13 protein-coding genes are annotated in these 25,426 nt (G+C 64.5%); 5 read left to right on the top strand and 8 right to left on the bottom strand.

Features of this window, described 5'->3' with window-relative positions; translation table 11 throughout:
- Positions 1-156 precede the first annotated feature (156 nt).
- Positions 157-1,929 (bottom strand): redoxin domain-containing protein, encoded by a 1,773-nt coding sequence (locus SH412_RS24635; RefSeq protein WP_336520690.1) that lies wholly within the window; start codon positions 1,927-1,929, stop codon positions 157-159.
- Between the two features lie 133 nt (positions 1,930-2,062).
- Between SH412_RS24635 and SH412_RS24640 the strand changes: the two genes are divergently transcribed.
- The gene (locus tag SH412_RS24640; RefSeq protein WP_336520691.1) at positions 2,063-3,520 is read left to right on the top strand and encodes a sulfatase; all 1,458 of its coding nucleotides are present in this window, start codon (positions 2,063-2,065) and stop codon (positions 3,518-3,520) included.
- Positions 3,521-3,648: 128 nt separating this feature from the next.
- On the opposite strand, the gene SH412_RS24645 is transcribed toward SH412_RS24640, so the two are convergent.
- Together SH412_RS24645 and SH412_RS24650 are read right to left on the bottom strand one after the other, a co-directional pair.
- Positions 3,649-7,137 (bottom strand): ABC transporter permease, encoded by a 3,489-nt coding sequence (locus SH412_RS24645; protein ID WP_336520692.1) that lies wholly within the window; start codon positions 7,135-7,137, stop codon positions 3,649-3,651.
- Between the two features lie 143 nt (positions 7,138-7,280).
- Positions 7,281-8,513, bottom strand: a complete 1,233-nt coding sequence (locus SH412_RS24650; RefSeq protein WP_336524179.1) for an outer membrane protein assembly factor BamB family protein — start codon at positions 8,511-8,513, stop codon at positions 7,281-7,283.
- A 513-nt stretch (positions 8,514-9,026) separates the two neighbouring features.
- On the opposite strand from SH412_RS24650, the gene SH412_RS24655 reads away from it, so the two are divergent.
- Positions 9,027-10,337, top strand: coding sequence for a HEAT repeat domain-containing protein (locus tag SH412_RS24655; RefSeq protein WP_336520693.1), 1,311 nt, complete (start codon positions 9,027-9,029; stop codon positions 10,335-10,337).
- Between the two features lie 30 nt (positions 10,338-10,367).
- Here the strand turns inward: SH412_RS24655 and SH412_RS24660 are convergent, their stop codons facing one another.
- Positions 10,368-11,069, bottom strand: coding sequence for a hypothetical protein (locus SH412_RS24660; RefSeq protein ID WP_336520694.1), 702 nt, complete (start codon positions 11,067-11,069; stop codon positions 10,368-10,370).
- A 253-nt stretch (positions 11,070-11,322) separates the two neighbouring features.
- On the bottom strand, positions 11,323-14,472 hold the full coding sequence (locus tag SH412_RS24665) for a c-type cytochrome (RefSeq protein WP_336520695.1): 3,150 nt from the start codon (positions 14,470-14,472) through the stop codon (positions 11,323-11,325).
- Between the two features lie 818 nt (positions 14,473-15,290).
- Here SH412_RS24665 and SH412_RS24670 point away from each other — a divergent pair.
- On the top strand, positions 15,291-15,677 hold the full coding sequence (locus tag SH412_RS24670; protein WP_336520696.1) for a hypothetical protein: 387 nt from the start codon (positions 15,291-15,293) through the stop codon (positions 15,675-15,677).
- Between the two features lie 187 nt (positions 15,678-15,864).
- Here SH412_RS24670 and SH412_RS24675 read toward each other — a convergent pair whose 3' ends face one another.
- A complete protein-coding gene (locus tag SH412_RS24675) occupies positions 15,865-18,186 on the bottom strand; it encodes an ATP-dependent helicase (RefSeq protein WP_336520697.1) in 2,322 nt (773 codons plus the stop codon).
- A gap of 312 nt (positions 18,187-18,498) precedes the next feature.
- Here SH412_RS24675 and SH412_RS24680 point away from each other — a divergent pair, with 312 nt between their 5' ends.
- Positions 18,499-19,815 (top strand): leucine-rich repeat domain-containing protein, encoded by a 1,317-nt coding sequence (locus tag SH412_RS24680; RefSeq protein WP_336520698.1) that lies wholly within the window; start codon positions 18,499-18,501, stop codon positions 19,813-19,815.
- 1,123 nt (positions 19,816-20,938) lie between these two features.
- On the opposite strand, the gene SH412_RS24685 is transcribed toward SH412_RS24680, so the two are convergent.
- Positions 20,939-22,543, bottom strand: coding sequence for a prenyltransferase/squalene oxidase repeat-containing protein (locus SH412_RS24685; RefSeq protein WP_336520699.1), 1,605 nt, complete (start codon positions 22,541-22,543; stop codon positions 20,939-20,941).
- Between the two features lie 189 nt (positions 22,544-22,732).
- Positions 22,733-24,514: a carbon starvation CstA family protein gene (locus tag SH412_RS24690; protein WP_336520700.1), complete on the bottom strand. Its 1,782-nt coding sequence runs from the start codon at positions 24,512-24,514 to the stop codon at positions 22,733-22,735.
- A 417-nt stretch (positions 24,515-24,931) separates the two neighbouring features.
- On the opposite strand from SH412_RS24690, the gene SH412_RS24695 reads away from it, so the two are divergent.
- Positions 24,932-25,336, top strand: coding sequence for a Dabb family protein (locus SH412_RS24695; protein ID WP_336520701.1), 405 nt, complete (start codon positions 24,932-24,934; stop codon positions 25,334-25,336).
- Positions 25,337-25,426: the final 90 nt, after the last annotated feature.

Below are 25,426 nucleotides of genomic sequence, written 5' to 3' on the forward strand. Positions count from 1 at the left end.
ACTGCCGACTCTGAGATGGGTTTGCCGTGGATGCCGGATTCGGCGGCGTCGGGAAAGAAATAGGTGCTGCCGGCGCACAAATCTGGTTCCCAAGCTCCGCTTGGGAACGCCGGTTTTCCGAGGCTCTGCCTCGCTCTGGAATCGAGGCGGGATTGCTCACTCCGCCGCGGCCTGCATGACCCGCCCGTTCCGCGGATCGATCTTGAGATCCAGTGCTTCGCTGTCATCCGTGTAAAAGAAAAACCCGAACATCATCTCGTGCACGGTCTGAGGACCATTTTTGACGGTCACGGTCGGGTCGGGATTGAACGGATTGAACCGCGAATTGTCGAAGTGGGCGGTGACTTCGATCCGCGTTCCCGGCGGGAACTTTTTCGTGCCCGGTTCCCATCGGTAATTCTGCTGCCAGTCGTAGTGATAGTTGGGAATCGACAGCAGCGTCTCGGGCTCCCCTTCGGGAGGGTAGGCGACGAACGTCATGTCTTTCCCGCGGAGATGCATGTGGGAGAACATGCCGATTCCGCTGGCGTGACAGGGGAGCGTGCGACTGGCGGTGACTGGATGAGCGCCCGCACCGGGTGGGATGGCGAACTTTGAGGTTGTCACCTGCACGTGATGCAGCTCTTTGCGGACCGGGTTGCGCGGGTAGTTGAAGCCGACCGACATCCGGTTCTTCTCCGGTTTGCCGGTCGTCGTGTAGTGAATCTGCAGCCCGATGACGGAATTTGCCGGAATGCGAAAGGCCAGGCCGTCGTCGAGCCGCATCGCCGTCCCGCCGGGCACACGTCCCGTGATGAAATTGCTGTCGTCGAACTGTTTCCCCACGGCGAAATAGCCCAGGTTGCAGTGGTGCACCGTTCCGGGATTCGACGGCAGAATCTCCGCCGCCGAGATCCAGGTCTCCTGGAGAAACACATAGGGCAGGACGACATATTTGTAGTCCACGAAGCCCTCTGCGGGGAGTTCGTGCGTTTCCAGGGCTTTGATGACCAGATCGGGATCGCCGATCTCCCACTTGCCGTCGTGAAACGCGCGGGGGGGCGGAGCCTGCTCGGGATTGCCTGCCGGTCGGCCGGATTGCACCCAGACGGCGAACTGGTCGCGCTCGGCGCGGGAGAGTCCGCGTTCGTTGGCGAAGCGATGCTGCCGGCTGGCGTACCACGGCGGCATCCGCCGGTCGCCAACGACTTCGGCGATCATTTCGGCCTGGCTGGAGACCTCCTCCAGCGTGATCAGCGAGAACGGCGAACCGCCGCCGGGGTGATGACACTCCTGGCAGTGCTGCTGCAGCAACGGCACGATGTGTTCGTAGAAGGTCACCGGTTCCGCTGACGCCACCGGCTGTGCGCGGGTGATCCGGCAGCCGTCCACGGGGGTCTCCGACACGGCGACGGTCCGACCGGCGAGCAGGTCTTCCAGAGCGAGCCTCAGGTCTTCGCGGGTTGCTCCCGGGCGTTCGCCCCCCAGCCGCAATTGATCGTCGATCCGACCGCGATAGCGCAGGCGATGTTCCTTGTCGAGGATGACGACCTCGGGGGTCCGCTCGACGCCCAGCGCCGTCGCGCAGTCGCCGCTGGAGTCCTTGGCGAGCGGAAAGTCGAGGCCGAAGTCGATCCCCTGCTGGGCGATTTCGGGGATCTCGTCCTCGGGACCCACGTTGATGCTCACGATCTGGACGCCGCGATCGCGAAACTCGTCGTGGAGCCGCTTCAATTTCGGCCACGATCTCTGGACGATCGGGCAGGTCGTATTGGTGAAAACGAAGACGTACGCCTGGTGCTCGCCCAGATCCTGCAGCGAACGTGGCAGAAAGCGAATGTCCTTGAATCGCAGGTCGGAGATCTGATCTCCGATCCGCGGTCCTGCCGCGGAAAGGGGCGAAGCCGAGACGAGCGCGACGGCGAGGAGCAGCAACCAGCGCAGAGCCATTTTCCACAATCCTCCATCAAGTCCCGGACTGGACGAAATCCTACTGTTTTTGCATCCCCGGTTGCCAGAGGCTGCGGCGTCGCCGACGATATCGTCCCGACTCACTTCCAGAGCTACCCCGCGGAGTCCCGTCATGTTTCGTGCATTTCTGATGCTCGTGATCCTGTGCAACGCCGCCCGGCCGACTTCGGCGGCCGACCGCCCGAATGTTCTGCTGATCTGCGTGGACGACCTCAAGCCGCTGCTCGGCTGCTACGGCGACAAGACGGTGAAATCGCCCAATATCGACCGGCTGGCCGCCCGCGGGATGCTCTTCGAAAACGCTTACTGCAACCAGGCCGTCTGCGCTCCCTCGCGAAACTCGCTGCTGACCGGGCTCCGTCCGCAGACGCTGGGGATCTACGACCTCGGCACCAACTTCCGTCGGTCCCGCCCCGAGGCGATCACGCTTCCGCAGCACTTCAAAGCCAACGGCTACCGGACCGAGGCGCTCGGCAAGATCTTCCACGTGGGTCACGGCAATCACGAAGATCCTGCTTCCTGGAGCGTGCCCCACTGGAAGGCGGAGGTCATCGCGTATGCACTGCCCGAGAGCCGGGCGAAGCAGGGGCTGACGCGCGAAGAGGCTCTGTTCTCCAATAAGAAGGCGCAGGGGCTCCCCCGCGGCGCCGCCTACGAATCGGCCAACGTCGCCGACGATGCCTATCCCGACGGCCGGACCGCCGATGAAGCGATCCGCCGGCTAAAGGCACCCAGCAAGAAACCTGACCAGCCGTTCCTGCTCGCCGTCGGTTTCGTGAAGCCCCACCTGCCGTTCTGCGCCCCCAAACGCTACTGGGATCTCTACGACCGCGCTCAGTTCGAGCCGGCCGCCCGGCAGACTCCTCCTGACGGCGCCCCGAGCTACGCCCCGCAGTTCGGCGGCGAGTTGCGCCAGTATTCCGGCATCCCGGACAAGGGCGCCCTCGACGCCGAGCTGCAGCGGACCCTGATCCACGGCTACCACGCGGCGACCAGCTACATGGACGCCCAGCTCGGCCGCGTGCTCGACGCACTCGACGAGACGGGCCTGGCGCAGAACACGATCATCGTCCTGTGGGGGGATCACGGCTGGCACCTGGGAGACCACGGGATCTGGTGCAAGCACACCAACTACGAACAGGCCACCCGCATTCCGGTCCTGGTGACCGCGCCGGGCGTCACGCGGCCCGGCACGCGTACGTCCTCGCTGGCGGAGACGGTCGACATCTATCCCACCGTCTGCGAACTCGCGGGCCTGCCGGCTCCTGAGGGACTCGACGGCCGCAGCTTCGTCCCCACGCTCCGCGATCCTTCCGCAGCCACAAAGGACTCGATCATCCACGTTTACCCCCGCGGCCCGCGCCTCGGCCGGGCGATCCGGACCTCACGCTACCGCCTCGTCGAGTGGAAGAAGTTTGGTGATGCGAAGGAGCCAGCGGAGTTCGAACTGTACGACTACCAGACCGACCCGTCCGAAACGAAGAATCTGGCAGCCGAGCGGCCGGAAGTGGTCGCGGAGCTTCAAAAACTGCTCGCCGCGCACCCGGCGGCGAAGCCGCCGGTGAAGTGACATTGAGGATGGAACCGGGTGGTCCGGCCCGCAGGGCCGGATCGCGCAGTGAAAAGAAGCCGCAGTCTGAACGACTACGTCCAATCCATTCCCCTTCACGATCGCCATGAAGCCGTCGCGCAGAGACCCTACTCCCCGCGAAGCGATTCCAGAATCGGCGTCCGGACGGCGGCCACGACGGCGGCGGTCGTGGCCAGCAGGCCGGTGATCAGCACGCCGGTCAGCAGCATGGCGCCGGAGAGCCAGGGGGGCGTCGCGCCGATGCTGAGCAGGTGGGGGGACATCGCAATCACCGCGGAACCGGCCCCGATCGCCAAACCGCCGACCAGCAGCAGCGACGCTTCCGCCAGAACCAGGAGCCGGACGGCCGGCGGCCGGTAGCCGACTGCGCGGAGCAGCGCCAGTTCGCTCCGGCGTTCCAGGACGTTGCGGAGCATCACCGTCGCCAGACCCAGCGTCCCCAGGAGCAGCCCGAGGCCTCCCAGCGACTGAAACGTCGAGAGGTAGGTGTTCTGGACGGAGAGGAACCGCGCCAGGCGTTCGGCGACGGGTTCGGTGTCGCAGCCGTACTCGTTGAGTTCGGTCTCCAGGAGCTCGGCGACTTTGTCGCGCTCGGCCCACGGGGTCTCGACGAGGAGATACTGGAAACCCTTCTGCTCGGGAAAGAGCTGCAGAAAGTGCTCTTCGGACATCAGCAGGACCCCCTGGAAGATGCTGCTGTCGAGTTTGCCGGCGATCTTCAGCGTGGCGGGCGCGGCCGAAGTGCCGGCGGGGAGCGGAATCTCCTGGCCCGGCGACTTGTGCAGGCTGTAGTCGAGCGTATTGGCGTCGCCGAAGACGGGAATCGTGCCGTCGGGATTCGTGGTCTGCAGCAGCTTCCACGGGTTGCCCCCCAGACCCATGAACTTGAACCCGCCGCGCTCGATCAGTTCGGGGGGGACTCCGAGAATCGTCGGCAGAGTCGTCTGGAACAGGTTGAGGCAGCTCGCCTCCTGACCCGGTTTGACGCGGAACATCGAGACATGGATGCCCTTCCACAGGTCCGGATGCTCGGGCAGCCCGAGTTTGCGCCGTCCGTCCTCCGTATTGAGGTCGTAAAGGACCGGACTGCTGGTCTCTGCGACCAGGGTGTAGCCGCCGTTGCCCGAGGCTTTGTCGGGACGTTCCGCCGAAGGATCTCTCTGTCCCGCGGCGACGGCGGTGATGAGGAACGTGGCGGCGGCGATGAGTCCCGTCGTCAGCACGCTGCGAGAACGCTGCCGGGCGGCGTTCTTGAGGCCCAGCCGGGTGAACGCAGCGCGACCGTGTCCCTTGACTGCGGGGCCGCCGGCCCCCTGCAGCCAGGCGGAGAAGCCGGAGAGGCCGGCGGTCAGCAGGAGCATCCCCGCCACGAAGAAGACGACCATCGCCCACGAGAAGCCAGCGAACGCGTCCCCCGAGGGAATCAGACCGGTCAGGATGCCGAGGATGGCGGCCAGCGCCATGCCGCCGGAGATCAGCGCCCGCCGGCGCGAACCCCGCATCCGTCGGATCTGCGTGGCAAGCGGGACTTCGGGATCGAGGACGCCGACGAGCTGTTCGCGGACGCTGGCGGCCCGCAGTTGGCGCAGCGACCACGCCATCGCCCCCAGGGCTGCGATGACCGCGATCGCCGAACCGGTCAGGACGCTGGTCGGCTGGATGAAGACGAACAGAAATCGCGTACCGACGGCGCCGATCCACCAGGTCTTGAGACCGTAGACCATCAGATGCGCGTAACCGATGGCGGCCAGGCAGCCCAGGGCTCCGCCGAGCAGCGCGAGGAGCGTTCCCTCGATCAGGAGCAATCGGGCGACCTGACGCGGCGGGTAGCCGAGCGCCGCCAGCAGCCCGACCTGCCGGACGCGCTGTTCGAGCCCCAGGCGAAACAGCAGGCCGACGAGAATGATCGCGGAGAGGATCAGAAACAGGCTGAAGCCGATGAACAGCCCCGCGAAATCGTTCGAGCCGGTCGCCGCCTGCAGGCCGATCGCTTTGATCGGGACGAAGCCCAGCCCGAGCTCGTCGGGCGTCAACTCGGCGAGAACCGCGGCGCGGAACTCGGGAATGCTCTCGCCAGCGGATTTGCCCGGCAAGGGGGCGACGCGGATGGAGGTCAGCGTTCCATATCGGCTGGGCCACCAGGCCCGGGCGGCGACGAGCGGCACGAACGCTTTCGGCGTGGCGCGGTAGCTGTCCCAGTATTCATCGTCGCGCGTCGTGACTTTGTCGAGAGTCATCGGGAAGGGCTGGTCCCAGTCGTCGAGCGATTCGACGTCGGTGATCCCTTTCACTTCGGGAGTCAGGTTGCGGTCGGCCGCGGGGCCTTCGAGTTTGACGATCCCGGCGACACGGACGGTCTTTTCTTCCTCGGGCAGTTCGCCGTGCGAGCCGACGATGTGGTACCCCATGCGGATTTCGTCGCCGACTTTCACCTGCAGGTCTTCGGCGAGATAGTCATTGAGCAGGATCTCCCCCTCGACGACCTTCTCGGGCCGCGGACCAACGAACTCGAAGGGTCCGAAGGGAGGAACGAGTCCCACGACATCCAGCCCGGCGACGGTCGAATACATCGAAAAGTGCTTCTCGCCCTGTTCCTTGTCGGCGTTGCGCAACCAGTTGGCGAGGTAGACCATGACCGGCGACGTGCCGAGCTTGAGTTTCGCGGCGGCCTTCTCGGCTGCCTCGGCGAGACGGTCTTCCAGAATGAGCGTTTCGCTTTCGACGGAGAGGACGCCGAGCGTCTCGTCGACGATCAGTCGCAGTCCGAGGTCGGTGGGGGTCCAGACGGCGTCGAGGGTGCGGCTCAGTGTTGTCGCGGAGAGTCTGGCGGCGTTGAGCTGGGCGTCTGACGAAGATGTCGCGGCCAGAAGAGTGTTGACTCGCGCTGGAGCGCCGCGGGGATCGCGACCGGTCGGACGGATTTCAGCAAGATCGAGGCGGTCCTGCAACGTCTTCAAGTTGACGAACGCGTTGAGGGGCAGAAGCTGGCTGGGCTGAAGGCCGAAGCGTCCCGGTCCGGATTCATCGGGGGCGATCGCCGCGATTTTCAGATCGATTTCCTGAGCGTCGTTGTCCTTATTGCCCAGGAGCGAGTCGCGCGGAATGGCGCTGGGGAGCTCGATCCAGAGGGTGACGGTGTCGCCGACGTTCGCCGCCAGTGCGTCTGCCGCTTCCCGATTCAAGACCAGGCCGGCCGCCTCCGGCAGCGGCTCGGCGGCGTTGAGCAGCTTCCAGGCGCGGTCGTCGACGCCATAGATCGAGACCTTCCCGGCCCGGCGGATGCTCTCCCCGGCTTTTCGCTGCAATCCGCCCGGCATCGTCAACACGGGGGCAATGGTTGCGTGAGTCCCGTCGGTCTGGAGCCGGGCGGCAATTTTGTCGGCGAGCTGTTCGCGGAAAAAGCGATGGCCGGCAACGACGTGGTCGACCTGCTGGAGCCGGTCGAGAGTCATTTTCCGGAGGCTGCCGCGCATGGAATCGCCGACGATGAGGGCGCCTCCGATGACGGCGGCCCCGACCACGACGCCGAGCACGAGGGCCAGGTTCGTGCGCCAATAGAATCGGAGGCTGCGACCGATCAGTTGCCAGCGAGTCATGTCGGAGTTCCAGACGGCATCGCGGAGACAGATTGCTCCATCGTACCGGCGATCGGCGCCAGGATCAGTGCCGCAAGGCGAAGAGCCCGGCTTCCTGGGGGGAAACCGGGCTCCGGGCGAATGCAGCGATCATCGGCGAACGGCTATTCCGCGGCGGAGGGAGGATTGGCTGCGGGCGGTTCGACCACTTCTTCGGAACCGTCTTCCGAGGCGAACTCGGGCATCAGCGGCAGCCGTTCGGGATGTCGATGATAGGTCGGGAACCGGCGTCCCGTCTGGCGGAGGCAGACGATGGTGCCGGCATCGGTCGCCAGGTAGAGCCGATCGGTCAGTTCATTGGCGATCCGCTGCGAGTAGTTCCGCAGGTTGACCGCGGCGTTAACCGCGCCGTCGCCGCGGTCGACCGAGATCAAGTTGCCTTCGACGTCCGACCCGTACACGGTGTCTCCCGCAACGGCGACGATCCCGGTCAGGTTCGGACGCGACCAGCGGGGTTCGCCGTCTCGCTGGTTGAGGCAGACGGCGCCGCCGTGATCGAGGATCAGAAACAGGTCGTAATTCACGGCCATCGGACCGACGTTGATCGGTTTGCCCGTAATGAATTCCCAGCGGACGCGTCCGGTCTCCGACTCGACGGAGTAAAAACTCTGGTCGCGGGCGGCGATGAACGTCCACTCGGTGACGGCGTTCGTGAGGAGATTTTTGTGCGATGCAAAACCGAGGGGCGTGTTGATCGGGTTGTTGGTTTCGAGTTGATAGATCACTTCGCGGCGGGTCGCCGTGACGCCGTAGAGGGAGCCGTCGCGGCTGGCGAAGCTGACGATTCGACCGGTGGGAATCGGGGGCGAGGAGATGGCTTTACCGACCTGGCACTTCCAGACGAGGGCGTCGTTGGACCAGGCGGGCAGGAGCGATTCCTCAAACAGGGCGCGAATCCGCTTGAGGTTGTAGGCGTAGACCGCCCCTCCCAGCGTGCCGATATAGACGTGATTCTCGTCGACAGCGATCGACGTGGAAGGAGCTTCCGGCAGTCGCAGCTCCCAGCGGATCTGCCCGGTGACCTTGCTGAGCGAATAGAGCGTCGGCCCCACGACGATCATGGCCTCCGTTTCGCTGGAGACGACCGGGAACATCGGGTCGTCGTTACGACCGAGCAGGACCGCCCAGGCCTCCCGACCGGTCTCGGAGTCGAAGGCGGTGATGAGCCCGGCCGTCGTCTGAACGAAGAGCATATCCTCGTCGACGACGAATTGCGTGACCTTATCGCGCTGCGGATTGAGCTTCGCCTGACCGTTCCAGGCGCGTTCGAGGCCGAGCCGGCTGAGCTGCCGCGGCCCGGGCAACAGGTCCTCGCCGACGCGCTGAGCTGACGCCATGCGCACGGGCGAACACGCCAGAACGAGCAATCCACACACGAGCCAACCGCTGCGCATCTTGGCACCTCGAAAAACCAGCCGGATTCTCGAGTTCCCCCGCGGAGCGACGTGCTCCGCGAACTTCCCGACCGGCAAGACCCTCCGTGGCGGGACACCAGGAGTCGGACGCCAGACGTCCGACTCAACTCTACCACCTGTCTGCCGCGGACTCGGGGACTCTGGCGGCAGAACGCCGTGAAATGTCAGCCCCCCGTCCTCTGCCCCGGCACAGGACAGACAGTCTCCGCATCTTACCCAGTTCTCATGACTGAATTCCAGAAGGAGTCTCGAAGGTTTTTCGGGTGCCGGACTGTCGTATCCCGCAATCTTTCGCTCATCGATCCGGTCGGCGCCGGGAAAATCATCCGGGTGTTGCGTCTGTGACGTTCGCAGGGATAGTCTGGAGTCAGGTTTTTCCGCACAGGTGTCGATGGATCAGAACGACCGAATCACGAGTTCTGCCCGGAAACTGCAATGCGAATCTGCTGGAAGCCATGGCTGTTGCTTGCAGCGGTCCCCTGCTGGCTGGCGCCGCTGCCCGCTTCCGCGGACCTCGTGCGGCTGAAATCTGGCGGCGAGTTGCGCGGCAAGGTCGTCAAGACAGCGGACGGGGAATCGGTCACGGTAGCGACCGATTCCGGGGCGCGGGTGACGGTCGCGTCGGCCGCGGTCGAGTTTGTGACGCCGCGGTCGGCGACCATCGAGGAGCATGAAAGCCGGGCGCGACGGACGCCTGACGCCGTGCCCGATCAACTGGAGCTTGCGGAGTGGTGCCGTCTGAAAGGACTGACTTCGCAGCGCATGCAGCACCTGCAACGGGTGATCGAACTGGAACCGGACCACGAAAAGGCGCGTGCGGCCTTGGGCCACATCTGGCAGGAGGGGCAGTGGGTCGACCAGGATGAGATGATGGCCGGCAAGGGGTATGTGAAGTACAAGGGGAAGTACATCACGACGCTCGAAATGGAGCTCATCGAGAAGACGGAAGAAGAAGTCGAAGCGGAGAAGGCCTGGTACCCGCGGATCCGGCTCTGGGTGACCTGGCTGAAAGGTTCGCACCAGGGGCGACAGGCGGAGGCCCTGGTGAACCTGCAGGGCGTGACCGATCCCAACGCCTGCCCGGCCGTCGTCAAGTTCCTGGTGAATGACGATGCAAATGTAATGCTGCGTCAGCTTGCGGTGCAGGTACTGTCACAGCCGGGCGGCCCCAAGCCGGTCGTGGGGCTGACCAGGCTGGCCGTGCTGGACCCGCTGCCGGAGTTGCGCAGGTCCGCGCTGGACGCCTTGAAACCCGATCAATACGCGACGGCTCAGCCGTATCTGTTGCGGGATCTGCGGCACAAGCAGAATGTCGTCGTCTGCCGGGCGGCCGCGGCTCTGGAGCAAGTCGGCGACGACGAGGCCGTGGTCCCGCTGATTCAGGCGCTGATGACCACGCATCAATATACGGTTCGAGTGCCCGTGGCCCAGATGAGCGTCGCGCTGGGATCGAACGGCGCGATCGGCGGATCGTCAGGGAGTTCGCTCCCTCCGGACATTGAGGCGGGCCTGCGGACGGGGCAGTATCCCAATGGGGTGATTGTCCTGAATGGGCCGGGGCCGCCGCCGGAGGCTGCGACGCGCGTCGTGACGGTCAATTACACGCATCAGAACGCGGAAGTGCTGTCTGCGCTGCAGAAGCTGACCGGGACGAACTTCGGCTTCGACCGTCGGACCTGGCGGCTGTACTGGAACGCGGAGAAGGCCGGAGTCGGAAAGATTCCGGTGTCGCCAGTGCCCAAGTAGGGGAGTCTCTCCGCGTTCGCCGTGTCCGGCTCATGGAGCCGGAAGGGGGGGCAGAGCGGGGATGACCGCTTCTGTTGGCAGAGGGGCCGGAGCTGGCGCCGAGAGTCCCGGCAACGGTGTGGGTGTCGCGGACAGGTCGCGCGGGCTGACCGTGCGGGACGATTGCGGCACCAGATCCCAGCCCTCTTCCCCGAGGTGTCGGAATTCATAGGCGCCGCCGACAAGGGTGTAGCGGCGCTGGCCGAGATCTCGTCCGCGACTGAAGACGACGTCGGTGGGACCGGTGACATAGGTAACCTTGTCCTGTCCGCTCACCAGCGATTTGATGCGATCGCCGATGCTGTAGGTCACTGTGACGCCATTCTCCGGCGGATTGATCAGGCGGATGGCGGTCGACGATTGCGGTTCCGGATTGAGTGGCAGCACGCTCATGATCGGTCGCGGCGGCGCCGCGGGAGGAGGCGCCGGGAACGGCGGCTGGGCGGAGACGATCCGGACCGCCGGCGCCGGCCGGGTGATCTGCACGGACAGCGAAGGGCTGGAATAATAGCCGCCGTACCAGGGATACGGTGCGTAGTAGGCCACGGGGGGCGGCGGACCGTAGTAGCCCCCCAGATAGACGCTCACCGGCGGACGACCATGCCAGTGATTGTGGCGATGCGGCTGGGCAAACGCCGCGGAGGACGCTCCCGCGAACAGAACAAGCAGGACGACGAAGGCTGCGACGCGCATGGCGAATTCCTTTTCTGACCCGTGGCCGATCGAAAAGGGTAGGCGATGCCGCGGGAAAGGCAAGAGGAGTTTTCGGCATGTCCCGGATGAGGCGACATATGCCGGGCTGACGAGGCTCAGCGGATTCGGCGCAGGTTCGGCGCGGAATCGTCGGCCGGTTCTTCTTTGGCGTCGACCGCGGAGAACAAAAGGAATCACCCCGGCCAGAGGGACTGACCGGGGCGATGGGTGTTGATGTCTGAGGGGGACAATCCTACTTCCGGAACATCGGGCTCCCCGGATCGCCGCGGGAGAGGAGATACGCCAGAAGATCCAGGACTTCGGTTTCGTTGAGGGGTTTCAGCAGATCCTTGGGCATGAGCGACGTCGGGGCGGGCCGGAGCTCTTCGATCTCGCTGCGGGGAACCTCGACGACCTTGGTCGAGTCTTCCGGATCGGTCAGGATCGTGACGCTGTTCTTCGTTTCGCTCACCAGCCGGCCCGTGTAGGACTTGCCGGCATCGGTGACGAGGAGCGACGCCCGGTACTGGTCCGAGACGACTTTGTTGGGATCAATGATCGACTCCGTGAGGTCTTTCAGATTGAAACGGCCTGCCAGTTGAGTCAGGTCGGGGCCGGTCGCCCCGCCGTCGCCGGCGAATCGATGGCAGATCACGCAGCGGGTGGCGGCGAACATCTTTTCGCCGTTCTTGAAGTCCCGCCCCTTGAGCTTGTCGCCAAGTGCGACGACTTCTTCGCTCGTCCAGTCATGCCCCGGGCCGGCCGGTTTCGGGAGTTCGGGTCGTCGGAAGGGTTCGCGGGCGCCGCCCGCTTCGATGGCAAGTCGCTCCTTCTCGGTCGCATTTTCAAAGGCATCGCGGTCGATGTTCTTGAGGAAACCCTGATAACTGGCGCCGCCCGCCTTGGAGCGAGCCTCCTTGAGAGCGTCGAAGTAGATCTTACGATCGGCGATCGTCCAGCCGGTTTTGAGATTTCGCAGCGTAAAGAGCAGCTCCAGCTTCTGCAGATCGGGCTGATTCTCGATCATTTTGGCGATTGAGCCGCCGTACCCTGGATTGCGGGCCAGAAGCGCGGCAATTTCGCCGGCGGACGGGGCCGGCGACGGACGGGTCAGCAGCGGCATCGACCTGGCGGCGACCTCGGGGGATTGCACCGCCGTCAGGATCATGCACAGCTCGCGATTGAGCGCGTCGGACTTGGCCGGGTAGAAGGGGATGAGCGGCTTGGCGATGTCGGCCAGCACGACGGGATCGGTCGGTTCGCCGAGCCGGATCAGCACCAGCGACAGCGCCCGCAGCCCGTCGAGCTGCTGGCGTTCGGATAGTTTCGCGAACTCCAGCCGGCCGAGCGCATTGAGCAGGTCGATCTGGGCCGGCTTGTCGGCGACTCGGGCCAGAGCGACGATTCCCTGGATCAGTGCGTCCGGGTTCTCTTCCGCGAGGACGCGGCTCCGCCAGGCCGCCGGATCCTGCCATTCGAGAGCCACGCGGGCCGCGTAGCGGATGTGGCGGTCAGCATGGCTGAGGTGCGGATAGATGAAGCTCACGGCGGCCTTCGCATCGGCCTGGCGGGACTGATACGTTTCAATCTTCCGGCGGAGAGCCCGCAGGTCCGCGCCGGCGGCATCGGTCAGCGTTGCCGGGGCGGTCGATTCGTTGCCGACATAAGTCACGCGGAAGAGTTCCGATTGCGTCCCGCGTCCGCCGACGGTGAAGTAGAGCGCGCCGTCGACGCCAACGGCAGCGTCCGTGAGGGGCAGCGGCGTGCGGGAGACGAATTCTTCCTTGGTCGCGCGATAGCTGGCGCCCTCCGGTTCCATGTGGATGGCGTACATCGTCCCGAAGGTCCAGTCGAGGATATACAGCGCCCGCTGGTACTTCGCGGGGAACTTCGTCCCGTGGCCGAACTCGACCCCCACCGGTGAGCCGGGGCCGATATCAATCATCTGCGGCAGGCTGTCGACGTAGTACGTCGGCCATTTGCCGGTGCCGCTGCGCCAGCCGAACTCGCTGCCGCTGGTGGCGTGGACGACGCGAGTGGGCCGGTACCACGGCATGCCCATGTCCCATTCCATGTCGGCATCGTAGGCGAACAGCTCGCCGTCGGCGTTGAACGCCATGTCGTACGGATTGCGATAGCCGCTGCTGAAAAACTCCCAGTTCTTGCCGTCGGGGTCGGTCGAGGCGATCCAGCCGCCGGGGGCCAGGACGCCGCGGGCGTGCCCGTTGGCATCCCACTGCCGAGGCAGCAGCAGGTCCTCATCCCAGTTGGGAGAGAGCCGGCTGGAGGCGTGTTCGGGGAGTTTTGCGTGCAGCGGCTCCGCGCGCATCCCCCCCATCGTCTGCGGATCGGCGTTACGGATCACATCGAACGGCGGCAAGGTGTGATTGCCGGAGATGAGGTAGATCGATTTTCCGTCCGGCGAGAGTCGCAGCGCGTGCGGGCCATGTTCGCCCCCGCCGCGGATTTCCTTCAGCTTGAGCAGTTCGTCGAACTGATCGTCGTCGTTGGTGTCGCGGAGTCGGTACAGGCCGCTCCCCGGTCCGCCATTCACAGTCACGTAGAGGCTGTTGAACGCGAAGAGCATCCCCTGTGCGCCGCTGAGCTTGACGTCGAGTTTTTCGACTTTCGTCGGCTCACTGCTGCCGGGAGCGGGCGGCGTAATGCGGTAGAGCCCCTTGTCTCCCTGGTCGCTGGCGATAAACCGGCCTTTGCCGTCGGAAACGAGGCAGACCCAGGAGCCGAGCTCGTCTTTGGGGACCGTGAAGAGGCGTTCGGCCTGGAAGCCGGGGAGCAGGTTGAATTTACTGTCGCCGTTCGACGCGAGGGAGAAGACGTCGCCCCAGGGCTGGACACCAAGCTCACCATGCGTCTCGACGGCCAGTTTTTCGGTCGAGTCCTTCGAGGCAAGGACGGCCCAGCTCTCATCGGTGACCAGGTAGGAGGCCTTCCCGGCCGCGTCGGACAGGACGACCTTCGCCAGCGCAGCGCTGATTCCGCCATCATTCCAGACTTCGAGGATCAGGGTATTTTCGCCCGATTTGAGCGACTTCGTCAGGTCGAGCGTGGCGGGCGCCTGCCACTCGTCACTGCCGCCGACTTTCTGGCCGTTGAGCCAGACGGCGACGTGATTGTCGGCCGAGACCTTGATCCAGGCGGATTTGACGGCGGCGGGAAGGGTTTGCTTAAGGAAGTAGCGGGTGTCCCGATTCGGCCCCCAGATCCAGGCGGGGACCGGCCCGGCGCTGAAATCCGGGGCCGTGCTTCGCGCCGGCGACTTACCGTCGACAACTTCCGGGACCTGAGTATAGACCTTGCCGTCGACGGTATCGGCGGCAGTCAGCGGCCCCGTGGCGAGGCTACCGGCGAGGAGGGACCAGACAGCCCACGAACGACACTTCATGCTGCAGACTCCGAGGAATGGCGGCGGTTGGAGACGCCTGGAAAGATCGCCAGAGATTGATGGGTATGGTAGCGGCCGTCTGGACCGCGGACTACCGAGGGACGGCTTCGACGAAATCGCCGGCTACGATCGTGAGGCACGCCGGACAGTGTCTGGATTTGGAATGCCGCTCGCTTTTTCACGCTTTCGCAGCAGAAACTGTCTGTTCGCTATAACGTCTTGTTGCCCAGGCACTTGCAAAAGTGCGCCATAGTCGCGGTCGGTGATTTAGCCCGCATGATTCATCAAGCAGTTCATCATTTCGACGTCGGCTCGGTCCGAGAGCAAGCGGCCATCGAACGGTGATCTGCGCCGGGCGGCGCGCAGAACGCCCCCCTCCCCGGGAACGTCGAATGCTGATGTCGGGTCCATGGCAGCGCGACTGGAGAAGGCGTCAGGGGCTGCGCGGCCAGGCGAGCACCGCCTGCGAGATCCAGCGGTACTCGTCTGTCGACGGCCAACTTGCGCTCAACCGGCCCCCACACGGCGGGCGCTGACCGTGATCTCCGCCGCAGCCTTGATCAGACGCTGATGCCACGTCGTGGCGAACCCCTCGCCCAGCGGATCCTCGCGACGACGACGATTGAACCAGCCTCGCCGGTGAGCTGCGCCCGGGAGACCTCGATTCGATCGGTTTTCCGGGGTGGAAATCGAAGGCCAACGGCAGCAAACCCTGTCAACTCACCCCCGGCCTATTTGTGGCGTCGAAGTGCTGATGTGACAACACCTTCTACGCCGCGGGACGCCGTTGTCCTGGAACGGGGTGAATCATTCGGGCTATGGAAACCGCATTCCTGATCGTGCCGGTCCTGATCGCGCTCATGGTGGCGATCCGGATCGGCGCCGGCGTATTCGACCACAGCCGGATCAATGCCTACGTGGCGTCGCTTGGCGGCGAACTCCTTTCCGCGCGCTGGTCGCCGTTCGGACCCGGCTGGTATGGCGAGAAACGGGAGCGGATTTATGCCATCCGGTATCTCGACCGTGAAGGTCACGAGCACAGTGCCTACTGCAAAACCAGCCTGCTGGCGAGCGTCTACTTCACCGAAGACCGGATCGTCCGCCAGTCCGCCACCGCTCCCCCGGAGCGGGAATCGCTCGTCGAGGAGAACCGTCGGCTGCGTCAGGAGATCGCCCGTCTCAAACGCCGGCTCGGGGAGGAGTGAGGCTGCTGTAGCGTGCGGCCAGAACCAGCGGGAAGGAAGTGAGGGATGTCCAGTTCCGGAGGGATCTATCGCCCCTCCGGGGCGCAGGAGGCATGGAACATGAGCTTCTTCTCTGGCGATCAGCGATAAGCGATCGGCCTTCTTCTTCCGGCTATTCGCTATTCCCTGCTCGCTATTCGCTCCTGCCTCACCTCAGCCCCACCGGCTGCAATGGGCACTTGGCGGCGATGAAGGATTCCCGGCGCTCATCCGCGGCAAACTCCACCGTTACTGTCCGGTGCCGGGACATCCCGGAGACTTCGACGACCGTTCCCAGGCCGTACCGCGGATGCCTGACCTGCATCCCCAGAGCGAAGCCTTGCGGCAGTTCCGCGGCCTGCAGCACTCCGCTCTGCAGCGCTGCTCCCGTGGTCAACAGAGGGCGGCCGTCGCCCATCGCCGCCCGCAGGGCCGAGAGGCGGTCGGCCTTGTCAGCAACGGTTGTCGCCGGCGGGAGTTTCTCCCGGGCTCGCAGCGGCCGCGCCGGTTCTTCTTCGACGTCGTCCAGCGGAAAGTCCGTCCCGCCGCAGTCGCGATGGATCGCATCGACTTCGTTGAAGAAGTCGCTGGGAATCGTGCTGAGGCTGCGGCCGTGCAGTTCCCGCCGGAGCGTGTGCGTCAGGACGAGACTCTCCTCGGCCCGCGTGATCCCGACGAACAGCAGCCGGCGTTCTTCTTCGAGCTGCGAGGGATCGTTATTCCGCAGCGAGCGCTCGTGCGGGATGAGGTTTTGCTCGACGGCGACGAGGTACACGCAGGGAAACTCCAGTCCCTTCGCCGCGTGCAGCGTCATCAGGGTCACCGCTCCGGATTCCGCGTCCAGGCTGTCGAGATCCTGCGCCAGGCTCGCCGATTCGAGAAAACCCGTCAGCGCCGGAATGTCATTCGCCGGCTCGCGGGTGGTCTGTTCGTCGTACTGCCGGGCGGCGGAGATCAGTTCGTCGACGTTCGACTTCCGCTGCATGTCCTCTTCGGAGGCATCCACCGTCCAGTGATGCCCGTAGCCGGTCCGCGCCAGAACGGCTTGCAGCAGATCGACCACCAGCCCCGTTCGCGCGACGTGGGCCAGTTCGTCGATGAGGTCGGCAAACTGCCGCAGCGCTGCCGCGGCCCGCTTGGGGAGCTTGGGAATCCGGCCAGCGCTCCGGGCGACTTCCAGCATGGGAATCTGCACTTCATCGGACCAGCGGAGCATCCGGTCGAGCGACGTTTTGCCGATGCCACGCGTGGGGACGTTGACCACGCGCTGAAACGCGGCCCGGTCCTGCGGGTTTTCGATCAGCCGCAGATAGGCCAGCAGGTCCTTGACTTCCGAACGCTCGTAGAACGCCACCCCGCCGGCGAGCTGGAAGGGAATCTTCCGCCGGGCCAGCGACGTTTCGAGCGAGCGGGACAGCGCGTTGACCCGGTAGAAGATTGCGAAGTCCGACCAGCGACGCTGGCCGGACTTGACCAGGTCGTGGATCTCGGCGGCGATCGAATCCGCTTCCTGCCGGCCGTCGTCGTACCGGCGAAACTCGACCGGGGCGCCAGCCGGGCGGTTCGACTTCAGCGTCTTGTGCTTTCGCTGGCGGTTGTGGGCGATCAGCGTGTCGGCGGCCCGCAGGATCTCCGGCGTACTGCGGAAGTTGTCCTCCAGTCGGACGACGCGGACCTGCGGAAAGTCCCGTTCGAAGCGGAGGATGTTTTCGATCTGGGCGCCGCGCCAGCCGTAGATCGACTGGTCCGGATCGCCGGTGGCGCACAGATTCGGCAGCTCCTGCGAAAGCTGGGCGACGATCTGATACTGCGCCCGGTTGGTGTCCTGGTACTCGTCGACGAGGACGAACCGGAACCGCCGATCCCACATCCGCCGCAGTTCCTCGTGCTGCTGCAGCAGAATCGCCATGTGGACCAGCAGGTCGTCGAAGTCGACGGCGTTCGCGGCCAGCAAACGCTTCTGATATTCGGGATAGACGCGCGAGACGACCGATTGAAAGTGGTCGCCGACCCGTTCCTGATACATCTCGCGATAGCGTTCGGGAGTGATCAGTTCGTTCTTGGCCTGACTGATCCGCTGCCCCACTTTGGCGGGCGGGAAGTGTGTCGCGTCGATGTCCTGGTCGTGCAGCACCTGCTTCAGGAGCTGGTGTTGTTCGGACGTGTCGAAGATCGAGAAATTGGCTTCCAGCCCGACGGCCCGGCCCTGCTCGCGGAGCATCCGCGCGCAGAACCTGTGGAAGGTGCTGACCCAGACGCGCGAACCGGGGAGCAGTTTCTGCACCCGTTCGGCCATCTCGCGGGAGGCTTTGTTGGTGAACGTGATGGCCAGGATGGCGCGCGGATCGACGCCGCGCTCGATCAGCCGCGCGATCCGCCGGGTGATGACGCGAGTCTTTCCCGATCCGGGGCCGGCCAGAACCAGGAGCGGTCCCTCGAAGTGCTCGACGGCTTCCCGCTGACTCGGCGTCAGATCATCCGCAGCGGACACGCGATTCACTCCCTTGCGACCATTCGTCATTCCTGACCGACCAACAGTTTACGCGGCAGGCGTCCCGTTGCCTACCGGCGTTGCCGGCAGAGACTTTTGGGGTGGCCGGGGCTGGACCGAAGGGAAGCCCCGGTCTTCGGTCGCAATCTCAGCCCGGGGCTTCGCGACGACGCTCCAGCCCCGGCCACCCGTGAGTGGAGAATTGAGCCTCGCGCGAACAAGCCGGCGATTTGCGTCCGCCCCGGCGCGCCGGTACCTTGATAGATTCGACGGGATCGCCCGCTTTCACTCTCGCCTGCAAGGTTGACTCTTATGTTTCGTCGGTTGCTGCCCGTCTGGGCGCTGATGCTGTCCTGTCTCGTTGGTTGCCCGTCCGCGCCGGCTCCGGAGAAGAAGGTGGAGGGCGAGGTCGCCCCCGCCGTGACGGCAACTCCGGATGATGCTGCCGTCATTCAGACGCTTAAGGATGCAGGGGCGCAAATCCAGCTCAACAAAGATCAGCAGGTTGTGGCCGTCGATCTGGTCGACGTTTCGATGGAAGACGCCGCCAAGGCCACGGAGCTGTTGACGGAGATTGCGCGTCTTCCTGAAGTGGAGGTGCTGCGGATCTCGGGTCCGGGGGTCAGCAACGAGACCTTCAAGCTGGTCGCGGGACTCAAGAAGATCCGCGTTCTCGAACTGCGCAACACGAAGGTCAACGACGAAGGGGCCGCCATCGTCGCCGGCTTCAGCAACTTGACGAACCTGCTGGCACGTCGGACGGACTTCACCAGCGCCGCGCTGGACACTCTCTCGGCCCTCAAGAACCTGCGACAGCTCGACCTGCGGTTCACGAACATGTCCGATGCAGGGATGGCGGACCTGAACAAGAAGTTTCCGAATCTGACGTCGCTCAAGCTGGAAGGAAGCAAGGTCACCAGCAAAGGGGTCGAGCCGATCAGCCAGTGCACGAAGCTGACCGAGCTGAATCTCTGGGGGGGCAGTTTCGACGACGCCAGTCTGGCACAACTCAAGACGCTGACGAACCTGACCGCGCTCGAACTCGACGACACTCGTCTGAAAGACGCCGGCCTGGAAGCCCTCGCCCCGCTCAAGAAGCTGAAGTTTCTCTCGCTCGTGCGAACTCAGGTCGGCAACAAGGGGATTGCGATCGTCAAGGAGATGAAAGACCTCAACCGGCTGCTGCTGCGGGATACGCTGATCCGCGACGACGGCCTGGCGAATATCGCCGACCTGACCGGTTTGAAGGAACTGGACCTCAGCGAAGGGATCTTCGGCGATTCCGGCATGAAGCACCTGGAGAAGCTGACCAACCTGGAGACTCTGAAGCTCTGGTCGACCGGCGTGTCGGACGAAGGGCTCAAGTCGCTCGTCGGGCTGAAGAAGCTGCGAACGCTCAGCCTGCAGAACACCCAGGTCACGGACGAGGGGCTGAAGGGGCTGTCCGGTCTGACGGAGCTGGAGGATCTCAACCTGGCCGATACGCAGCTCACGAACGAAGCTCTGAAGACGGTCGCCGGCTTCAAGAAACTGAAGAAGCTGAACCTGAGCAACAGCATCAACTTCACGAGCAGCGGGGTGGAAGAGCTGAAGAAGGCTCTGCCGGAATTGGCGGTTTCCGGGCCGTAGCGGGTGGCTGGAAGCGAAAAGGGAATAGCGAGCAGGGAATAGCCGGAGGAGAGGGTGACGCTGCGTTGCCCCCTTCTCCAGTTTTTCGTTCTTCGACGTCGGCTCGGCCCTGGTGCAAGCGGCCATTGAACGGCGATCTGTGCGGCGCGCAGAAGCCCCCCCTCCCCGGGAACGTCGAAGCTGATGTCAGGTCCGCGGCCGCGCGACGGGAGAAGGCGTCAGGAGCTGCGCGGCCAGGCCAGCACCGCCTGCGAGATCCAGCGGTACTCGTCTGTCGACGGCCAACTTGCGCTCAACCGGCCCCCACACGGCGGGCGCTGACCGTGATCTCCGCCGCAGCCTTGATCAGACGCTGATGCCACGTCGTGGCGAACCCCTCGCCCAGCGGATCCTCGCGACGACGACGATTGAACCAGCCTCGCCGGTGAGCTGCGCCCGGGAGACCTCGATTCGATCGGTTTTCCGGGGTGGAAATCGAAGGCCAACGGCAGCAAACCCTGTCAACTCACCCCCGGCCTATTTGTGGCGTCGAAGTGCTGATGTGACAACACCTTCTACGCCGCGGGACGCCGTTGTCCTGGAACGGGGTGAATCATTCGGGATGGGCTTTCTCGCCGGTTCAGTCGACGTGATGTTCGCCGGCGGCCAGATGCTCGGGCAACCGAGCAGCGTCCCGCACGGTGGTTCCGACCAGACTGCTGCTGCCAACCGTTCGATGAGGCGATACCAATACAGTCGCAGCGGCCAAAGCCGAGCGTCAGCAGCCACACGGGAACGCCGTGGGTGGCCAACAACAACGGATACGCCAGTTCGTCCACCGTTCCGGCCATGTCGGGGGGGGCGCGAAGCTGGGACGCAGCCAATACGCCTCGCCGCCGGCCAGCACCAGTTTACGGGGCTTCACGCCGGGACGTTTGCGGGATACACGTCCAAATCCGTAGAGGCCGCAGCCTGGTGGGAAGCCCGTCGGGAACCGTTCCGGGGCGATCCCGGCCCAGCCATCCACGAAGTCCCGCAACGCCGCCGCGTTCTCCCGGAGATCGTCGTACTGCGAGGGACATGGGAATTACAACAATGCCGCCCGCCGGCTTCCCGGTTTCTCAATACCTGCAATCCGGTAGAGTCAGGGAGTTTCGGATTTCGTGCTTTCTCGCTCGGCGAGCTCATACAGCGGACGATGCCGGAACGGCGTCTCCAGGATCAGCAGGCACAGGCTCGTCAGATACAGCCGGCCCGCTTTGTCCCCGAACTCTTCGCCGACGCTCAGCGGCTGTTCCGGCTTCCAGCTCCCGCGAATGTCGCTCCCCGCCTTGGTACTCCCCGAGGTCGCCTGGGCCTTGAGTACCATCTGCCGGGCGGCTGCATTCCACGTCTTCCAGTCATCCCCGCCCAGGTTGTGCAGCACCTGCAGCGTGTAGTACCACGAATAAACCCGGCCGGTGGTCGACGCCTCCGGCCGATTGCGATCCAGCATCAGGAAGTGAACGCCCTGCTTCATCCGTGGGTCATCCGCGGGCCAGCCCAGCCATTGCCGGCAGAGCAGCCCCTCCGCGGTCAGCGCCGGAGTTACGGCCCCGGCCGCCGAGTTCGGCTGATACTTGTAGCGACTGCCCCCCTGCTCCGAGACCGAATCCAGAAACCCCGACGCCCGTTCGTACTCTTCCTGGTCGATCTCAATGCCCGCCATCCGGGCCGAGTGCAGCGCCATCAGCGCCCAGCTCGTGACCGACAGGTCCCCGACCATGTCTTTGCTGATCGGACGATACTTCCAGCCGCCATGCTGCGGGTGCTGGGCGAACAGCAGGTAACGCACCGCCTTTTCCGCGGGCTCCCGCAGGCTCTCGTCATCCGTCAGCGCCAGCGCCTCGCACAGGGCAATGGTCGCCATCGAATGCGCGTAGAACGCCGGCAGCCGCCCTTCCTCCTGCCGCTGGTCGTGCAGGTCCCCCGTTTCCGGGTCCTGATTCTTCGTCAGCCATGCGAGGCCACTCGCCACCACCTTCTGATAGTCCCCTTCCAGGTGCGTCTGCCCCGCGCCGAGGAACGGCAACAGGGCCAGGGCCGTGGCGCCAGTATCGGTCCGGACGTACGACGGAGCGGCGTCCGGATACCCCTGGTGCAGCTCCCACCGACCGTCGCTTCGCTGTTGTCGGACGAACCATTGCAGCCCCGCCTTGATTGCCCGTTCGACGTCCTCCGAACCGCCGAGTTTTGCCAGCTCCTCCTGCCGCGTCCGCAGGCTGCGGTTTTCCAGCGACCGCTTGATATCGACTGGCAACACCGGCACGAGACCCAGTTTTTGCGCGCCGCCGGAGGGGTTCGCGGGCGGCTTTGGAGAGATCTTTTCCGAGGGTGTCGGCGTCAGCGTCGAGTTCAACGGCAACCGGACCGGCTGCCGGACCACGACCGGCGCCGCGGCTTCAGCCGGTTTGGCCGCAGGGGGTGTGAACCACGTCGCCACCAGTGGATCCAGAGTCTCGGGGTAGTGAGTCTGCACGACGATGATCGCCATGATCACCAGCGCGATGCCGTGCAGCACCAGGCTGATCAACAGAGCCGTTCCGCCACTCCGGAAGTCGTCCTGAGCCCGTTGCCACAGCGTCCGCGGCTTGAGCTTCTCGTAAGCCGGGTCAATGTCCAGCAGTTTGACCCGCCGACGCACCGACCGCCGCGGCCCGCTCGACGAGCGTTCCGGTTCCGCGGGCGATGGTGGCGGCTGATCGACCATGAGCAGGGGAGGTCCCCGGGAGCCCGGAAGAGGAACCACGAATTACACGAATGAGCACGAATTTCCGGAAGGCAAACGCGTCAAGTTCGGTCTCTGCCAGACTTCCGGCGATCTCACTTCAGTCACCCGCGAATGTCTTAAACCATTCGTGCCTATTCGTGAAATTCGTGGTTCTCCTCCGATTCCGCGCTACGCAGTCGCCGGGCTGACGAGCAGCGTTTCTTCGTCCGGTCGACGCGTCGATCGCGTCAGCGCGAGGAACGCCTCGACGAGCATCAGCAGCGACAGCCCGATGAGCAGCGTCGAAATTCCCAGCACCATGTACGTCGCGAGCGGCAGCGACGGATTCTGCTGGATCTGCTGCAGAGTGCCCCACGTCATTTTGACCAGCGCCCACGTGCTCATGCAGTACATGAACGCCGTCGGCACGCCCACCACCGGCCACACCCACCAGGCCCGCCGGGTCCGCCACAGCCAGACCGTCACGCCGAGCAGCGTCAGAGCCGCGAGCAACTGGTTGCTGGCGCCGAAGAGCGCCCAGAAGACGCGCCACAGCGGGACGGCTTTGCCGCTGGCGTCGGTCATCTCTGTCATGACGAAGAAGACTGGCACGCCGGCCGTGACGAGCGTTCCCAGCCAGCGGGCCCAGGTCGCCCGCGAACCGACCAGCTCCTGAATGATATACCGCCCCAGTCGCGTGCAGACATCGAGCGTGTCGTAGACAAACGTCGTAAACGCCATCAGCGCGAACGACACCCCGAGCTTGGCGTCGAGTCCCAGCGTCGCCAGGAAGCTGCCGATCCCCTCGGCATAGATCCGGTTCGGTGCGGGATTCTTCAGCAGTTCATCGCCGACCGCGAGCTTCATCACGCAGCACAGCGAAACGATGGCCACCATCGCTTCCAGCAGCATCGCGCCATAGCCGATGAGCTTCGCGTCCGTCTCTACCCGGAGCTGCTTCGACGTCGTCCCCGAGGCAATCAGCGAGTGAAACCCGGAGCACGCGCCGCAGGCGATCGTGATGAACAGGAACGGGAACAGCGTCTCGCCCTTCGGGGTCTCCCAGGCCGTGAAATGCGGATACTGGACCGATCCGTTGCTGAACAGCAATCCGAGCATTCCCCCCAGCAGCGCAACGTACAGAAAGTATCCGCCCAGGTGCCCGCGGGGTTGCAGCAGCAGCCACATCGGTACGACTGACGCCACGCAGCAGTACGCCAGCAGCAGCACGTCCCACACCTTGTGGGCCATCTTCTCCGAGGCCGGAACGTCCAGCGCAGGCATGAACGATCGCAACGCCGCGGCGACGTCCACCGGCACATGCTGCCCAGCCCAGATCGACACCCCTACCAGCGGTAAAAAAATCAATGTCGCCATGCCGATCGACAGCTTCGTATACCGCAGCAGCAGGCCCATGATGATGGGCAGCGCGAGGTACATCAGCGACGACGACGCAATCCCCGCCCCGGTCACCGAGTCTCCATTTTCCAGGTTCTGCTGCCCGACGAACGCCGCCGCGGTGATGTCCGTGAACGCGATGATGATATAGACCAGCGCCAGCCAGACGAACGTCAGAAACAGCACGAAGGCGCGCTGACTCATGTGCTCCCGCACGACATCGGCAATCGAGTTCGCCTTGTGCCGGATCGACGACACCAGGGCCGTAAAGTCGTGGACGCCGCCGATCAGGATCGACCCGACCAGGATCCAGATCAGCGCCGGCAGCCAGCCGAACATCACACCGGCCAGAATCGGCCCGACGATCGGCCCCGCCGCGGCAATCGCCGAGAAGTGCTGGCTGAGCAGCGCGTTCGGTTCCAGCGGCTGATAGTCGACGTCGTCCCGCAATTCCACGGCGGGGGTCGTGGCCTGCGGGTCAAGTCGGAGCAGGCGGACGAGCAACGGCCCGTAGGTCCAGTACGCCACCGACAGGATGGCTGCCGACGCCAGAATAATCACCACCATGCTCATTGCAGCCGGTCCCCAATTCGCGGGCTCAACAGTTCAGATCCGGAATTCTACGCCATTCCCGCCCACCTTCGCGACGGAGTTTTCTCCCGCCGAACCTGAGGATTTGGTCAGGTCGAACGCCGAACGGGAAGAGAGGCTCGCGGAGCAAGATGGAAGATTTCACGCAAAGGCGTAAGAACGGAACGCAAAGACGCCGGGAAGAAAAATGGCGAATGGAAGAAGTCGAGAGACGAGAGTCCAGAGTCGAGAGCCAGAATTAGGAAATCCGGATCTGCCGATAAGCGATCCGCGATTCTGCCTCTGGCGACTCGCTCTTCGCTCCCGCCACTGACTACGGACCACTGACAACGGACTATCCCCGCGTTACCCTGTCCCCGTGGGTCCTCTCAATCAACCTCTGATGCGAGACTTCGAATCATGCAGCGCTGGATCTGGTGCACGGTGCTCGGCGTGGCAGCCCTGGGAGCAATGCGAATGGCCGACTCGACTTCGACGATTGCAGCGGATGCCGCCGGCAAACAGCTCCGGCACATGGTGCTGTTCAAGTTCAAGGCGGAAGTCACCCCCGCTCAAGTGCAGGAAGTGGTCGACGCGTTCGCGGCACTGCCGAAGAAGATCGACGTGATTACCGACTTCGAATCCGGCACCGACGTAAGCGTCGAGAACAAGGCCGACGGCTTCACCCACGGGTTCCTGGTTACGTTCAAGGACGAGAAGGGCCGGGAGATTTACCTTCCGCATCCGGCGCATCAGGAATTCGTCAAGCTCGTAGGCCCCCGCATCGACAAGGTGCTGGTGTTTGACTACTGGGCAAAGAAATAAGGTATCGTCGGCGAATGTCGTCGCTTCGCAGCAAAAAGACGGTTCTCATCAGGCAAGATTCGAGTGGGAGGCGGAGCCGCTTCCTGTCCG

This window comes from Planctellipticum variicoloris, from assembly GCF_030622045.1.
GTDB lineage: Bacteria > Planctomycetota > Planctomycetia > Planctomycetales > Planctomycetaceae > Planctellipticum > Planctellipticum variicoloris.